Origin of the sequence: Arthrobacter psychrolactophilus (assembly GCF_003219795.1) — a bacterium.
GTDB classification, from domain to species: domain Bacteria; phylum Actinomycetota; class Actinomycetes; order Actinomycetales; family Micrococcaceae; genus Specibacter; species Specibacter psychrolactophilus.
On the sequence record NZ_QJVC01000007.1, the window covers coordinates 103,884 to 118,865 of the forward strand.

At 60.1% G+C, this 14,982-nt stretch carries 11 protein-coding genes; 8 read left to right on the forward strand and 3 right to left on the reverse strand.

Annotated elements, in window-relative coordinates; translation table 11 throughout:
* Positions 1-8 precede the first annotated feature (8 nt).
* From CVS30_RS09770 to CVS30_RS09780, 3 genes are all read left to right on the forward strand, one after another.
* Positions 9-3,071 carry a bifunctional [glutamine synthetase] adenylyltransferase/[glutamine synthetase]-adenylyl-L-tyrosine phosphorylase gene (locus CVS30_RS09770; protein ID WP_110485144.1) on the forward strand — a complete coding sequence of 1,021 codons (3,063 nt, stop codon included), beginning with the start codon at positions 9-11 and terminating at the stop codon, positions 3,069-3,071.
* 527 nt (positions 3,072-3,598) lie between these two features.
* The gene (locus CVS30_RS09775; protein ID WP_110485145.1) at positions 3,599-5,008 is read left to right on the forward strand and encodes a Gfo/Idh/MocA family protein; all 1,410 of its coding nucleotides are present in this window, start codon (positions 3,599-3,601) and stop codon (positions 5,006-5,008) included.
* A 29-nt stretch (positions 5,009-5,037) separates the two neighbouring features.
* Positions 5,038-6,072 (forward strand): beta-sandwich domain-containing protein, encoded by a 1,035-nt coding sequence (locus CVS30_RS09780; RefSeq protein ID WP_110485146.1) that lies wholly within the window; start codon positions 5,038-5,040, stop codon positions 6,070-6,072.
* A 101-nt stretch (positions 6,073-6,173) separates the two neighbouring features.
* On the opposite strand, the gene CVS30_RS09785 is transcribed toward CVS30_RS09780, so the two are convergent.
* On the reverse strand, positions 6,174-7,667 hold the full coding sequence (locus CVS30_RS09785; protein ID WP_110485147.1) for an arylsulfatase: 1,494 nt from the start codon (positions 7,665-7,667) through the stop codon (positions 6,174-6,176).
* A 214-nt stretch (positions 7,668-7,881) separates the two neighbouring features.
* Here CVS30_RS09785 and CVS30_RS09790 point away from each other — a divergent pair, with 214 nt between their 5' ends.
* The 4 genes from CVS30_RS09790 (at position 7,882) to CVS30_RS09805 (ending at position 11,798) form a co-directional block, all read left to right on the forward strand.
* The gene (locus CVS30_RS09790) at positions 7,882-9,387 is read left to right on the forward strand and encodes an amino acid ABC transporter substrate-binding protein/permease (RefSeq protein ID WP_245934533.1); all 1,506 of its coding nucleotides are present in this window, start codon (positions 7,882-7,884) and stop codon (positions 9,385-9,387) included.
* Positions 9,384-10,130 carry an amino acid ABC transporter ATP-binding protein gene (locus CVS30_RS09795; protein ID WP_110485148.1) on the forward strand — a complete coding sequence of 249 codons (747 nt, stop codon included), beginning with the start codon at positions 9,384-9,386 and terminating at the stop codon, positions 10,128-10,130. Before CVS30_RS09790 ends, CVS30_RS09795 begins: the two co-directional genes overlap by 4 nt.
* Before the next feature lie 91 nt (positions 10,131-10,221).
* Positions 10,222-11,136 carry a glutaminase gene (locus tag CVS30_RS09800; protein WP_110485149.1) on the forward strand — a complete coding sequence of 305 codons (915 nt, stop codon included), beginning with the start codon at positions 10,222-10,224 and terminating at the stop codon, positions 11,134-11,136.
* A 92-nt stretch (positions 11,137-11,228) separates the two neighbouring features.
* On the forward strand, positions 11,229-11,798 hold the full coding sequence (locus tag CVS30_RS09805) for a GNAT family N-acetyltransferase (RefSeq protein ID WP_245934534.1): 570 nt from the start codon (positions 11,229-11,231) through the stop codon (positions 11,796-11,798).
* A gap of 71 nt (positions 11,799-11,869) precedes the next feature.
* On the opposite strand, the gene glnA is transcribed toward CVS30_RS09805, so the two are convergent.
* A complete protein-coding gene (gene glnA / locus CVS30_RS09810; protein WP_110485150.1) occupies positions 11,870-13,294 on the reverse strand; it encodes a type I glutamate--ammonia ligase in 1,425 nt (474 codons plus the stop codon).
* Positions 13,295-13,471: 177 nt separating this feature from the next.
* Between glnA and CVS30_RS09815 the strand changes: the two genes are divergently transcribed.
* Entirely contained in the window at positions 13,472-13,909 is a 438-nt protein-coding gene (locus CVS30_RS09815) for an RDD family protein (RefSeq protein ID WP_110485151.1), read from the forward strand.
* 185 nt (positions 13,910-14,094) lie between these two features.
* Here the strand turns inward: CVS30_RS09815 and CVS30_RS09820 are convergent, their stop codons facing one another.
* Complete coding sequence (locus CVS30_RS09820; RefSeq protein ID WP_110485152.1) at positions 14,095-14,865, reverse strand: DUF4191 domain-containing protein; 771 nt, start codon at positions 14,863-14,865, stop codon at positions 14,095-14,097.
* Positions 14,866-14,982 lie beyond the last annotated feature (117 nt).

Consider the following 14,982-nt stretch of genomic DNA (forward strand, 5'->3'; position numbering starts at 1 on the left):
AAATCACCATGAGCTCGTTGACCCGTACCCTCATTTCCCGTGGTTTCTCTGACCTAGAAACCTCCGAGCGGTTTCTGGGTTTCTCCGAGCTGGCCGACATCGACCAGGGGACATTGCTGGATGCCCTGTCGGTTGCCGACAATCCGGATTTGGCTCTGCAATCGCTCGTGCGGTTGCTCAGTGCCGTGCCGGAGGCCCGCACCAAGCTCACCATGGCCGATCCAGAAGGTGGCGAGCCGATCTCTAACGAGTCGCTCTTCCGCCTGCTGGGAGCCTCGGAGGCTCTGGCCGAGTTTCTCATGCGGCATCCGGAGCATCTGGATGTCGTCGATGGCGTGCCGTCCATTGAACCGATGGCCGCAGACGCGGCGGGGCTCCGGGCCTCTGTACTGCGTGCCGTCGGAGCCGATACCGCGGCCGAGATGCCCACGGCCGCGATGACGGGAATCACCGCGCGGCTGGCTTTACGCAGCCGCTATCGACGGCACCTGTGCGAGCTAGCCGTACGTGATTTGGGTGCGGCCTCGCCCCAGTCGGTCATGCCCCTTGTCGGTGCCGAGCTCGCCGACCTGGCCGCGGCCGCCCTCGAGGGCGCCCTCGCGGTGGCTCGGGCAGAAGTGGGCGAGGCCCAAGGGTCCGACAAGGTAGCCGCAGTGCGCTTCGCCGTCCTGGGGATGGGCAAATGTGGCGCCCGCGAGCTGAACTACATCTCCGACGTCGACGTCATGTATGTCGTGGAGTCGGTGGTGGACCCTGCTACGGGAGCCTCGGTGCTCGATGAGGGTGAGGTTGTCAAGGTGGGAAGCGCTATGGCCACGGCACTCTCACGCGCCATCTACGCGCCCGAGCGGGAGCCTGGTCTATGGGAGGTTGACGCCAACCTGCGGCCAGAAGGGAAAGACGGGCAACTGGTCCGAACCCTTGACTCTTATCTTGCCTACTACCAACGATGGGCCCAGAGTTGGGAATTTCAGGCACTCTTGAAGGCGCGCACCATCGCGGGCGATCAGAGCCTGGGGGAGTCCTTCGAGGCGGCTGTAGCCCCGCTCATCTGGGCATCCTCCGAGCGAGAGGGCTTTGTCGAATCTGTGCAGGCCATGCGCCGTCGCGTGACAGCCAACATTCGCGACTCGGAGGCCGATCGCCAGATCAAGCTCGGCAAGGGAGGTTTGCGCGATGTTGAATTCACCGTCCAGCTCCTGCAGCTTGTCCATGGCAAGAACGATCCCAGCCTGCGGATTCGCTCCACAACAGCTGCCATCGACGCCTTGACGAAGGCCGGCTATATCGGCCGCACCGACGCGGCGCTGCTGCGCAACCATTACACCTATTTGCGTGTTTTGGAGCACCGCATTCAGCTGGTTCAGATGCGCCGGACGCACATGATGCCGACGGCTCCGGAGCAGTTACGCGCCTTGGCGAGGTCCCTCGAGGGGCCCCTGAGTTTGAAACGGCCCAGTGCCGACTCCTTGCTGGCCGACTGGGCGAGAGTCAAACGCTCCGTCAGCTCCTTGCATGAGCAAATTTTCTACCGACCCATCCTGGCCACGGCGGCGCACCTCAGCGCCGAGGATGCGGCCTTGACCTCGGATGCCGCACGGGCCCGCCTGGCAGCCCTGGGCTACCGAGATGCTGCCGGTGCGACCCGCCACATCGAGGCCCTCACCGCCGGAGTGAGCCGGCGTGCCGCGCTGCAACGTCAATTGCTGCCTGTGCTTCTTGGCTGGTTGGCAGACGGTGTTGATCCCGACGCCGGATTGCTCGCCTTCCGCCGCGTCAGTGATGCCCTAGGAACCTCCCATTGGTACCTCGGCATGCTGCGTGACCATCAGGCCGCCGCCGAGCGCCTGTGCTATTTACTCTCGAGCTCCCGCCTCGTCAGTGACTTGCTGGAGGTTTCGCCCGAGGCCACGGCATGGTTGGGGAACTCTAAGGAATTGGTGCCCGTCAGCTTTGAATCTCAGTGGACAGAGATTCAATCGAAATTGTCCCGGCACCGCGAGGGCTCCGAGGCTATTCGTTTGATCCGTTTGCTGCGTCAGCGTGAGATTCTGCGCATCGGCATCGCCGATAGCTGCAGCTTGCTCGCTCAGGATGAGGTGTCCGCAGCGCTCAGTGACACCGACCGGGCCGCCGTCCTCGGGGCTCTCATGGTGGCCGAGGAAGAGATCTACGCAGGAAGCGAACCTCTGACCCAGGTCTTGGTGGTGGCGATGGGCCGTCAGGGCGGCCGCGAAATTGGCTACGGCTCCGATGCCGATGTCTTGTTTGTGCACCAGCCCGTGGCCGACTTGCCGGAAAGCCAGAACGAGGCCGCAACGCAACAGGCCAAGGCCATCGTGCAACGGCTGACGGCGCTACTCACGGCTCCGCTGCGTCCTGCCATCCAGGCCGAACGTGTGCTCAGCGTGGATGCAGACCTACGCCCCGAAGGTCGCAACGGGCCCCTCGTGCGATCGCTGGAGGCCTACCGGGAATACTATGCCCGCTGGTCATCCACTTGGGAAGCTCAGGCATTGCTGCGGGCCCTGCCCATGGCCGGATCGGATGCCGTGGCGGAGGGCTTCGTGGCCATGGCCGATCCCATCCGGTACCCGCAGTCGCTGTCCGAGGACGGTCTGCGAGAGATCAAGCGCATCAAGGCCAGAATGGAATCCGAACGCCTCCCTCGTGGCGCGGATCCTGCCCGGCACGTTAAATTGGGTCGTGGCGGGCTCAGCGATGTCGAGTGGCTGGTCCAACTCTTGCAGCTCAAGCATGCGCATACCTACGCGGAGCTGCGCACCACGCAGACACTGCCGGCCCTGCATGCGGCGCAGGCGTTGGGGCTCGTGGACGCGGCCGACGCCGAGATCCTCGAGAGTGCGTGGCGGCTCGCCGGACGCATTCGCAATGCCAACGTGATGTGGACAGGCACACCCTCGGATCTCTTGCCAACAGCACGGCGTGATCTTGAGGCTGTTGCTCGGCTCTGCGGTTATGAGCAGGGCAGTGCCGCGGTCTTCGAGGAGAACTACCTGAGCTTGACGCGCCGCGCCCGGGCCGTGTTTGAACGCCTGTTTTACGGGTAGCTCGGCACCAGCCATTCCCCGTTGTGAGGTGGCGACGGGGACGTCCTGATGACGAAACATCGGATGTATATATCAAACAATTTCAATCATTTGTGGACAATTGGGATAGAATCTTCGGGTTCTATTCAGCATCTTTGAGCCGGAAACCCGTGGATGCTCATGAATTGATCGCCCTCTCAAGCGGCCGTAGTTATTTCACGGAGACATCCAGCTCGCCGCTACTCCTGCCCAGGCTGCGGGGTGCCTAGCCGCGGAATCCCGGCACCGTGGAAGTTATCCATAACAATTTTGCGTTCCTGCTGAGGCTGTCCTCCTGGGTGGTCGTGCGTGGCGACGCTCGCGGTTGTGAGAAATTGTTCCAGGACTATGATTGATGATGCGTTTTATTGGTCAGTATTAGTCATCAATTGACATTCGGAGTTTGCGCTTGGAAGTATGAGCCATGTCACATTGATAGGCATCACTCACCAATCCAGCCACATTCAGCAGCACAGCTGTGGGCTGGGATTCTTGCAGGAGGATTGCTCATGGTTCAACTATCCACGGCTTCTCGACGAACGGTCTTGGGAGGTGCGCTAGCAACGACGCTCATGGCGGCGATGGCACCCAGTTCCCTAGCCAACAAGAACCCGCTAGGACGTCCGCCCGGCCAGGAAACCATGATTGGCGTTCCCTTTGAGCGCCATGAAACCGTGCGGGTGGGCGTGATTGGCGTGGGAAACCGGGGCAACAGTATGAGCATAGGTTGGTCGGCCGTCCCCGGTGCCACCGTCGTGGCCGTGTGTGACATTCGCAAGGACCGGGCAACTAACATGGCTGCAAATCTGCAAAACAGGGGACGGCCACGCCCGGCAGACTTCGGCGGCACGGCTGATGCCTACAAGACGATGCTGAACACTATGGACCTGGACCTGGTGTACATCGCCACTCCGTGGGAGTTCCATCACGAACAAGGCAAGGCCGCCATGCTGGCCGGCGCCCATGCCATGGTGGAGCTGCCTGTTGCCACCGAGCTCGCCGAGCTGTGGGACCTGGTTGACACCTCCGAGCGGACGCGCAAGCATCTCATGCTTGCGGAGAACTGCAGCTACGGCCGCAATGAACTGGCCATGCTCAAGATGGCTCATGAGGGGGTCTTCGGAGATGTCACCAACGGCCACGGTGGCTACCTCCATGACCTGCGTGAGCTCTTGTTCGCGGACGGCTATTACACCGACGACTGGCGGCGGAAATGGCACACGCGAAGCACCGCCAGCTTCTACGCCATGCACGGTCTGGCCCCCATTGCCGCTGCTATGGACATCAACCGCGGCGACCGCATGAAGACGCTCTCCGCTACTGCGACCCCTCCCAAGGGCCTGGCGGATTATCGTGCTCGCAAAGTCCCCAAGGGGCACCGTTCGTGGAACGAGGAGTACATCAATGGTGACCTCGTTACCTGCATGATCGGCACCGAAAAGGGCCGGATCATCCGCGCCGAACACGACGTCTCCACCCCGCGTCCCTACAGCCGGATCAACAGTCTGGCCGGCAGCCGCGGGATATTTGAGGACTACGCCGGGGGTGGCAGCACTGGCGCACGTGTCTACCTGGAACCGGACCACGGCGGCCACAACTGGGCTGACTTCGCTCCCTCGCGCGGCTCGTTTGATCACTGGCTGTGGAAGAAGGTGGGCGACGACGCGGCTGCCAACGGCGGCCACGGCGGCATGGACTACATCCTGCAGTGGCGCACCATCCAGTCCATGCGGACCGGCACCGTCCCGGACATCGACGTTTACGATTCAGCCGCCTGGTGTGCGCCGGTGCCCCTGAGTGTGCAGTCTCTGGCCGACGGCGGCCGTCCGGTGGACATTCCCGACTTCACGCGCGGCGGCTGGGTCCGCCCCCGCGTTGGTCTGGATTCAGTTGCCCTCGACATGCCAGCAGTGGTCTAAGAATTTCCTCAGAAAGGAGCAACTAAGAAATGAAAAAAGTACGAGCAATCATTGCCATGCTGGCGACTGCGTTGGTTTTTGGTGGCGGCATGGCGGTCATCAGCACGCCCGCGGAGGCCGAGGGAAGCAATTCCGCGTTGGTCATGACCATTGCCGAAGTTGACCTTGAAGGGCCGGCTATCTCGGACATTGTCGTGACGCTACAGAACACCTCGGGCAAGGCCATGACGAAGGTTCAAGTCAAGGTCACCGGGCCCATCAACTGGTCGCTGTACCCGGACACCCACACTCTCGCAGCACTGCCCCCCGGTGCCACCACCACAGTGACCAGCGAAATTCACGTGCCCAATAGTCCCGCCAGTTCGGTCACCCGAGGCTTCACCGCCACGGCTTCCTACGCTGGCGGTGACGGTGTGAAGACGTCCTTCGTGGAGCGCAATCAGCTCACAGGCACCATTTCGGGATCCCTTGCCGAACTTTTCAACAACGTTGGCACGACAACACTTGGCACCACTGCCCAGGGCAACTACGACGGGGAGAAGAACAGTTTCTCCCGTGAGCGCCTTGCTGAGCAAGGCGTCACACCGGGTGCCACGATCAAGGCCGCTGGCACGGAATTCACCTGGCCCGCTGCCGAAGCAGGCAAGCCGGACAACGTCACAGGCGGCGGGCAAACTTTCAAGCTCACCGGTCAGGGTAGCAAGTTGGCCTTCCTGGGTGCCGGTGTCGCCAATGGTGCCTCGGGTGAAACCACAGTGCACTACACCGATGGATCAAGTTCAAAAGGAACCTTCGGCTTCCCGAACTGGGGCTTCCAGGAACCCACGGCACATGGTGCCACGCTGGTAAAGACCACCATGGGCCGTAACACGCCGACAGGGTTCATGAACCAAGATGTTGCCTATCGTCTGTTCACGAACACCATCGCCATTGACCCGGCCAAGACCGTCAGCATGGTGACATTGCCCAGCAACGCCAACATTCACATCTTTGGCGTGGCATTTGTTCCGGTTGCTGTGGTTCCGCCCGCCACGACGGCGCCAGCCGCAGCTATTCCCGAGTAGGACTACTCGCATTCGTGCCAGAGTTCAGGCTCAGGAAAAGGCTGGGTTCCTTCACCAAAGCAAAGGTGCAGGAACCCAGCCTTTTTCGCGGAGGAAAGAAGCTAAGCCGACAGGAGGGCGCGAGTGTGGGACAGCATGGTGACCACCAGTGCCCCGGTGACCAGTTCGCCGTCGCGCACGAATCCTTCCTCACGCCCGGTGAGGTCTGCGATGAGCCGGCCCTTCCACAGCTTCAGAAGCTCGGCATACTCGGGAAGCGGGGCGATATTCCGCAGCTCGCCAGGGTCGGCGTCGAGGTCAAAGAGCTCTTCGCTGCCCCACTCCGAGGCCCACAGGTACTTCACGTGACCGTCGGTCACCCACTGCAGCGACTGGCCAAAATACACGTGTTCGCCATGAAGCCACTCGCGCCACGGTTCCTCTTCGGGTGCGACCGTGTCGGCGGGGGACTCGTGCAGGAACCGCGCGAGTGACTTCCCGTCGCAGCTCTCCGGGATGGGGACTCCTGCCAGATCCAGCAGCGTGGGCATGATGTCGCGCAGCTCCACCACCTCATCGACGACACTCCCGCGCAGGGCGGCGGGATCGTTGGGGGCCGGGGCGACGATCAAGGGCACACGGGCGGAACCCTCATAACCGACGGCCTTGCGGTAAAAGTCGTGATCGCCGAGCATTTCACCGTGGTCGGAGGTGAAGGCCACGATGGTGTCATCGGCTAGACCAAACTCGTTCAAGGCCTCGAAGACCCGCATTAACTGCATGTCGATCTGCGTCATGAGCCCGTAGTAACCGGCCCGCGCACGGTGGGTGACCGCTGGCGCCAGTGCGCCGAAAGACAACTGATGATGGCCATTAGTTCGCACTGATTCGTAGTGGTGCTCCCAATCGCCAAGCCTGCGCTCAAAGGCGGGCAGATCCAGATACATGTCCATAGCCCATGCCGGCGGATCGTACGGTGGGTGCGGACGATGAAAGGACAGGTACAAGAAGAACGGCGCCGTGGTATCGCGGCGGTACAGCCACTCAACAGCCTGCGAGCCCGTCCACGACGTGGGATGGAGCCGTTCGGCTTTATCCCATGGCCGGGCCACCGTGGAGTTGCACCCGGCGCCATGGTCAAAGTACTCCTCGTCGGCCGTGACGCCGGGTTGGCGCCGCAGCCACGGAACGTAGTCGTCAAAGAACTTAAAGTCGCGTCGATGTTCCCGCCGGGCGTGATGCAAGAAGCCATCGTGCAAGATGACCTCGTCAAAGCCCACACGATTACGCTCCGGATACACGTGCAGTTTGCCAATGGCCTGGGTCTGGTAGCCAGCCCGACGGAACTCTCCGGCCAGCGTGACGGGATGGGCGTCGTCGAACTTCACCCCTTCCTCATACCCCACACGACCGTGCCGCTCCTGAGACTGCCCGGTAAATAAGGCCACCCGTGCAGGCACACAGGTGGGGGTCGCCGAGTAGGCGTGTCGGAAGCGGGCACCCTTGGACGCCAGCTCATCCAGATGCGGGGTCTGCAGATAGGGATGCCCCTCGGCACCGAGGCAGTCGCCACGCCATTCGTCGACACAAATGAGGATGACGTTGGGCTTGATCATGTGGTTTCTTCTCCAATGCGGGGTGGTGACATAACGTAGGCCACAGCTAGCCTAGCGTGGCGTGCCCGTCCTAAGGGGTGGAATGAGTTGGCTCTAGGGAGGCTGACTGCTACCCAAAGGTGGTGCGTGTCGCATGACGGCGCCAAACGCTGTAACGTCAAGGGGTAATTCCATCGCCCCACAGGGGGCGCGACACCTTTGTGAGGGAAATTTTATGCTGAGGATTCCGCCGATACGGCGGCGTAGAGGCGGCGCCTTTGCCGCTCTCGCCGCCTTCTTTACCGTCGTATTTATGGCATTTGGGGTGGTTGGCGCCTCGGCGTTGAGCGTGCCGGCCCCCGCCATTCAGGAACACGGCGTGCAGAGTGCCGATCTGGCGGGCAAGAAGTTTGCCATCGCCACAGACACCACTTTTGCCCCGTTTGAATTCCGTGACGGCAGTGGCGAGCTGGTGGGTATCGACATGGACCTGCTGCGTGCCATCGCCAAGGATCAGGGCTTCGAAGCAGACATCAAGTCCTTGGGCTTCGATGCTGCCCTGCAGGCCCTGCAGTCCAACCAGGTGGCCGGTGTCATCGCTGGTATGTCCATCACAGATGAACGCAAGAACATCTTTGACTTCTCCGATCCGTACTTTGACTCCGGCGTGCAAATGGCCATCGCAAAGAACAACGAAGAGATCAAGAGCTATGCAGAGCTCAAGGGCAAGACCGTCACCGCCAAGCGCGGTAGCGAAGGTGAGACCTTCGCTAACTCCATCAAGGATCAGTACGGCTTCAAGGTCAAGGCCCTGGCCGATTCTGCCACCATGTATGACGATGTCAAGGCCGGCAACTCCGTCGCCGTCTTCGATGACTACCCGGTGCTTGCCTACGGTGTTGGCCAGAACAACGGCCTGAAGATTGTCACCGAAAAGGAGCAGGGTAGTTCCTACGGTTTCGCCGTCAACAAGGGGCAAAACCAGGAACTGCTGCAGGCGTTCAACACGGGTCTGGCCAATCTAAAGGCTAACGGCGAATACCAGGCAATTCTGGACAAGTACCTCGCTAAGACCGAGGCTGTTGAGCACGGCGGCTTCTTCCAGCTCGTCAAGGACAGCTTCCCCTCGCTCATGAAGGGCCTGTGGTTGACCCTCGTTGCCACGGCACTCTCCCTCGCGATTGCCCTTGTGCTCGGTGTTCTCTTCGGCTTCTTCAAGGTTTCCGAAAGCAAGATTCTGCGCGGAGTGGCCACAGTGTACGTGGCGATTTTCCGAGGCACGCCGTTGCTGGTTCAGGCCTTCTTCTTCTACTTTGGTCTGCCGCAGATGACGGGACAGCCCATCGACGTTTTGACGGCCGGTGTGATCACCTTGAGCCTGAACGCCGGTGCGTACATGACCGAGATCGTCCGTGGTGGTATTCAGTCCGTTGACTCCGGTCAGCTTGAGGCTAGCCGTAGCCTGGGTCTTGGCTACGTCACCTCGATGCGCCGTGTCGTGGTGCCGCAAGCTGTGAAGATCATGACGCCGTCGTTCATTAATCAGTTCGTCATCACCTTGAAGGACACCTCCTTGCTGGCCGTGATTGGCTTCGCGGAATTGACGTACCAGGGGCAGCAGATTTACGCCTCCAACTTCCGTACAGGTGAAACCTTGCTGATCGTGGCCGCGCTGTACTTCATCGTCATCACGATCTTGACCCAACTCTCCAACGTCGTGGACAGGAAGTTCAACAAATGAGCGTCAGCGAAAAAACCGCGAAAATCAGTGTCCGCGAACTGAAGAAGTCCTTCGGCTCCAACCAGGTTCTCAAGGGCCTCGATGTTGATATTGCTGAGGGTGAGGTCGTGTGTGTCATTGGCCCCTCAGGTTCGGGAAAGTCCACGTTCCTGCGTTGCCTGAACAAGCTCGAAGACATCACCGGCGGCACCGTGACGGTCAATGGATTTGACCTGACCGACCCCAAGGTTGATCTCAACGCCGTCCGCCAGAACATCGGCATGGTCTTCCAGCACTTCAACCTGTTCCCGCACATGTCTGTCATCCAGAACATCATGCTGGCCCCTGTCGAGCTCAAGAAGTTGGACAAGGCTGCCGCGCGTGCCAAGGGCATGGAACTGCTCAAGCGTGTGGGTTTGGCCGAGAAGGCTGATGCCCGTCCGGCGTCGCTCTCGGGTGGTCAGAAGCAGCGTGTGGCGATTGCCCGTGCGCTGGCCATGAACCCCGGCATCATGCTCTTCGATGAGGCCACCAGCGCGCTTGACCCCGAAATGGTGGGCGAGGTGCTGCAGGTTATTCGTGACCTGGCCGCGGAAGGTATGACCATGGTGGTTGTCACGCACGAGATGGGCTTCGCTCGCGAAGTTGCTGACCGTGTCATCTTCATGGATGGCGGCTACATTTGTGAAGAGGGCAGCCCCGAGGCGATCTTCAGTAACGCTCAGCAGCCCCGTCTGCAGGAGTTCCTGGCGAAGGTTCTCTAAAGATTTATCGCGTTTCGGGGGCGGCTGGCTATGTGCCAGTCGCCCCTCTTTTTAATGCACGACGGCGTGCACACTTCAGTTGGGAGCGGGAATGAAAGACCTTCAAGGCATTCTGCACGAGATTGCCGATCTTGTGGCACCTTTGTGCCGGCAGGGTGAGGTGGCCAGTTATATTCCCAGCCTTGGGGAGGTGTCGCCCGATAACTTTGGCATGTGCGTGGCCATGGCCGATGGCTCCATTTATGGGGCGGGGGATTGGCGCACCCCTTTTTCCATCCAGAGTATTTCCAAGGTTTTCTCGCTCGCGCTCGTGATGTCCTACGACTATGAGTCGATTTGGAAGCGCGTCTTCCGGGAGCCTTCCGGCACGCCCTTTAACTCCATGATCCAGCTCGAGGCCGATCGCGGCATCCCGCGTAATCCCTTCATCAATGCCGGGGCGCTCGTTGTGACGGATCGACTGCTGACGCTCACAGGTGACGCGGCAGGTTCGGTGCGCGGGCTGTTGCGCAGTGAATCAGGCAACGCGTCCATCGACATCGATGCCGTCGTGGCCGCCTCCGAGGCCGATCATGGACACCGCAACGCCTCCATGGCGCATCTTTTGGCCAGTTACGGCAATCTAGAGAATCCCGTGGATCTGGTGTTGGAGAACTATTTCAAGCAGTGTGCCATGGAGATGAACTGTGAGGATCTGGCCAAGGCGTCACTGTTCCTGGCCCGTCAGGGTGTCTCAGCGGGAGGATCTCCGTTCCTGAGTCCGAATCAAAGCAAGCGTGTGAATGCCGTGATGCTGACCTGCGGCACCTATGATGCGGCGGGGGAGTTCGCCTACCGCGTGGGGTTGCCGGGCAAGAGTGGTGTGGGTGGTGGCATCGTGGCGATTATCCCGGGTCGCTGTTCCATCACGGTCTGGGGTCCAGCGTTGGGCCCGAACGGCAACTCCGTGGCCGGCATTGCCGCCCTTGACGCGTTCACAAGCCGAACCGGCTGGTCCATCTTCTAGCCCCCTTCCAACGCGGCATCACTTTCCGGCGGTTTTTCGTGGACGCGGCATCACTTTACGGCCTTGTCACCGTCGCCGTCTAGGCTGGAGGCATGATGACCTCCGTGCCGACGCTCAGACTGCTGCCGTTGAAAAACCTTATGGAACCGGAACTAGATGCTCTCCGAGAAGGCATCGCCGGGCTAGAACTAGCGGCCGGCCAGGACGCCTTTGTTGGTGAGCCCACCGAGATGGCTCAGCTGGCCTTGGATGATCCTGCCCGGCACCCTTTCGCCATCGTGGTCTCAGCGGCCGCTGAAGCCGCTGTGGAGGGTTCACATGTGGGCTCCGAGGCTCGGGTCGTCGGAATGGGAGTGCTGCACGTAGGCGCGGCTACAGACACTGGGTGGCCGGATGCCAATGCTGCTGTGCTCTTACGCGGATTCCTTGTTGATCACCGCGAACAAGGACGTGGCTACGGCGGCGCGGCGACTCGAGCCGCCGTCGAGCTTTCCAGGGAACTGGTGGCGGACCTCGGACTGCCTGCAACGGGAGTTGTCTTGGGTGTCAACGAGAGAAATACGGCTGCCCATGCGGCCTATCTCAAGGCTGGGTTCGTCGACAGTGGCCGCTACTTAGGTGGCCGCTCCGGGCCGCAACACATCATGTACTGCCCATTCTAAAAGGTGATCGTTAAACGTTGAAGGGCCGGAATAAAATGTTCCGGCCCTTCAATGTTGTCTAGCTATGAGGCTTAGCAGCCGTAGTAGAGCTCGAACTCGTACGGGTTCGGGCGCAGTGAGAGCGGCTTGATCTCGTATTCACGCTTGTAGTCGATCCAGGTATCGATCAGGTCCTGAGTGAACACGCCACCGGCCTGAAGGAACTCGTTATCGTTTTCCAAGGCGATGAGTGCTTCTTCGAGCGACTCGGGAGCCTTGGGGATGTCCTTGGCTTCTTCCGGGGGGAGCTCGTAGAGGTCCTTGTCGATGGGAGCCGGGGGTTCGATGCGGTTCTTGATTCCGTCAAGGCCAGCCATGAGCTGAGCCGAGAAGGCCAGGTACGGGTTGGAGGACGGGTCCGGTGCGCGGAACTCGAGGCGCTTGGCCTTCGGGTTGGAACCGGTGATCGGGATACGGATACCGGCAGAGCGGTTACCCTGCGAGTAAACCATGTTCACGGGAGCTTCGAAACCCTTGACCAGGCGGCGGTAGGAGTTAACCGTCGGGTTGGTGAAGGCCAAGACAGCGGAGGAGTGCTTGAGCAGACCACCGATGTACCAGCGAGCCATATCGGACAGACCGGCGTAGCCCTTCTCATCGTAGAACAGCGGCTCGCCGTTGCTCCAGAGTGACTGGTGGCAGTGCATGCCTGAACCGTTGTCACCGAAGACCGGCTTGGGCATGAAGGTGACGGACTTGCCGGCGGCCCATGCGGTGTTCTTGATGACGTACTTGAACTTCTGCAAGTCATCAGCTGAGTGAACCAGCGTGTTGAACTTGTAGTTGATTTCAGCCTGACCGGCGGCACCAACTTCGTGGTGTGAACGCTCAACTTCGAGGCCAGCGGCATCGAGTTCGATGCACATGGCGTCGCGCAGGTCTGCCTGGTGGTCAATCGGCGCAACCGGGAAGTAACCGCCCTTGACGGGGGTCTTGTAACCAAGGTTTCCGCCAACTTCTTCGCGGCCCGTGTTCCAGTTAGCTTCTTCGGAATCGATCTTGTAGAAGGAACCCTGGGGTGAAGATTCGTACTGAACGTTGTCGAAGACAAAGAATTCAGCTTCGGCACCGAAGAATGCGGTGTCGGCAATGCCGGTGGAAGCCAAGTAAGCTTCAGCCTTTTCGGCTACGCCACGCGGGTCGCGGTGGTACGGATCGCCTGTGCGGGGGTTCACGATGGAGAAGTTCAGTGCAAGGGTCTTTTCCTTGCGGAACGTGTCCACAAATGCGGTTTTGGGGTCCGGGATCAGCTGCATGTCCGACTCGGCAATACCCTGGAAGCCGCGGATGGAGGAACCATCGAAGAGCTGGCCGTTGACGAAGAAGTCAAGGTCCACTGTCTTGGCGGGCACATTGAAGTGCTGCTGAACTCCGGGCAAATCTGTGAATCGAATATCGACGAATTTTACATCTTCGTCTTTGATGAACTGAAGGACTTCTTCCGCGTTCTTGAACATCTACGCTCCTCGGCGCTGTGGGTTGTGGCCGCTGGGTGCGGCCATGGTGCCTGTGCAACTGTGTCCAGCCTAGAACTAGCCCGTTACTTGATCGTGTCCGAATTGTTTCCGGCAGGTTACAAGCCCTCCAAAAGTGCGAAAGTTCGGGCTTTGACGCCGCGGCGGTAGTCTGGAGGGGTGGTAGATCGTAAAGACATAGGTTCGTGGCTCTCAGGGCCGGACACGTCCAATATATCCAAATATCCAGGCGAACGGTTGGGTTTGCCAGAATCTGGCCGAGGTTCCATGGCGAGGGCGGGCCGACGAATCGTGGCCTTGTGCATCGACTGGGGACTGTCGCATCTCATTGCGATTGCCTTCTTCAACGCAGACCCCACCGCGATCTTGGCCATCTTCGCCATTGAGCAAATGCTTCTCGTGGGAACCCTCGGATACAGCGTGGGCCATAGGATCATGGGTATTCAGGTGATGAGTATCGACGGCGGACCTCCAGGCCTGCTGGCAGGCGTGGTTCGCGCTGTGCTGCTCTGTCTCTTGATCCCGGTCATCATCACCGACGCTGACCATCGTGGACTCCATGACAAGGCCATGAAGACCATTCTTGTTCGTCGCTAATTTTATTTATGGTGTGGTTCCGGGCGTGTCTCGGGGCCGCACCTTTTTTGTGCCGAGACAGCGGCGCAGGGATGCCCGTTCAGGCGATTCTGAAGCTTCGCGAGTGTTACAGAGCATAACTTAAAGCAGTAGGCCCGGCAGAAATCTGCCGGGCCTACGTTATTCTCGAAAATGTTGGCGCTGATTTAGCGGCCGCGAGCCGCCTTGCGGTCCGGACGTGCCTTGTTCGGGTCGATACCCTTCGGGATCGGCAGCTTGTTTCCCAAGGAAGTAATGCGCTTGTTGACAGTGCTAACCTCAACCTTTGTCAGTTCACCCTTGAGCTTGTTCATCTGCTTGGTGACCTTGGCGATCGAGGTCTGACCCTCGCCCTTGCCAGTCTCGATGACCGTGATGGTGACGTTAGGCAAGATACGGGAGAGGCGGCGTCGTTCTGCATCAACCAGGCTCTTCACGCGAGTGGAAGGGCCTTCGGTGACCAGTACGATACCGGGCTTACCGATGGCTCGGAACACAACGTCCTGAGTACGCGGGTTAACCGCAGCAGGCTGCTCGTCAAAGATCCAGCCACGCTTGAGCGAGCTCAAGGCCGCTCCTGCTGCACCGGGCTTGCCCTCAATCTGAGAGTAAGCGGCACGCTCGGCGCGGCGTGACATGATCAGCAACGCACCGAGAAGACCCAGCGGGATGCCGATGAGCAAACCGGTGATCCAGTTGCCGGGGGAAACCAGCAAGGTCACTAGGAGGGAAACCAAGATCAAGCCCAGGAAGGCGCCAAGCATGAGCCATGTGATCATGGGGTCATAACGGCGGGTCATCTTGAAGATGTCCACCATTTGCTTGACGCGGCTGGGCTTTTTGACCTTATTCGGCTTACCCGGCTTGGGCTTGCGAGAAAAGAGGGAACGCTTGGGTTCGTCAGCGTTACTGGATGCTGTGTCAGTCGTTTTGGCCATAGTAAATCAAGTCTAGCGGGTTTTGGTGGAAATTATGGTGTGGTGATCAGGGAGGCGGCTTCCTGGCGGGTATGGCCGGAATCTTCGATGCCTTCAGCGATATGTGCCAGGTGCTCG

Bases quoted from the DNA above. Each gene is read 5' to 3' on its own strand.
- CVS30_RS09790 (WP_245934533.1), top strand. From the start codon at position 7,882: ATGCTGAGGATTCCGCCGATACGGCGGCGTAGAGGCGGCGCCTTTGCC.
- CVS30_RS09770 (WP_110485144.1), top strand. From the start codon at position 9: ATGAGCTCGTTGACCCGTACCCTCATTTCCCGTGGTTTCTCTGACCTA.
- CVS30_RS09785 (WP_110485147.1), bottom strand. From the start codon at position 7,667: ATGATCAAGCCCAACGTCATCCTCATTTGTGTCGACGAATGGCGTGGC.
- CVS30_RS09800 (WP_110485149.1), top strand. From the start codon at position 10,222: ATGAAAGACCTTCAAGGCATTCTGCACGAGATTGCCGATCTTGTGGCA.
- CVS30_RS09775 (WP_110485145.1), top strand. From the start codon at position 3,599: ATGGTTCAACTATCCACGGCTTCTCGACGAACGGTCTTGGGAGGTGCG.
- glnA (WP_110485150.1), bottom strand. From the start codon at position 13,294: ATGTTCAAGAACGCGGAAGAAGTCCTTCAGTTCATCAAAGACGAAGAT.
- CVS30_RS09805 (WP_245934534.1), top strand. From the start codon at position 11,229: ATGATGACCTCCGTGCCGACGCTCAGACTGCTGCCGTTGAAAAACCTT.
- CVS30_RS09780 (WP_110485146.1), top strand. From the start codon at position 5,038: ATGAAAAAAGTACGAGCAATCATTGCCATGCTGGCGACTGCGTTGGTT.
- CVS30_RS09820 (WP_110485152.1), bottom strand. From the start codon at position 14,865: ATGGCCAAAACGACTGACACAGCATCCAGTAACGCTGACGAACCCAAG.
- CVS30_RS09795 (WP_110485148.1), top strand. From the start codon at position 9,384: ATGAGCGTCAGCGAAAAAACCGCGAAAATCAGTGTCCGCGAACTGAAG.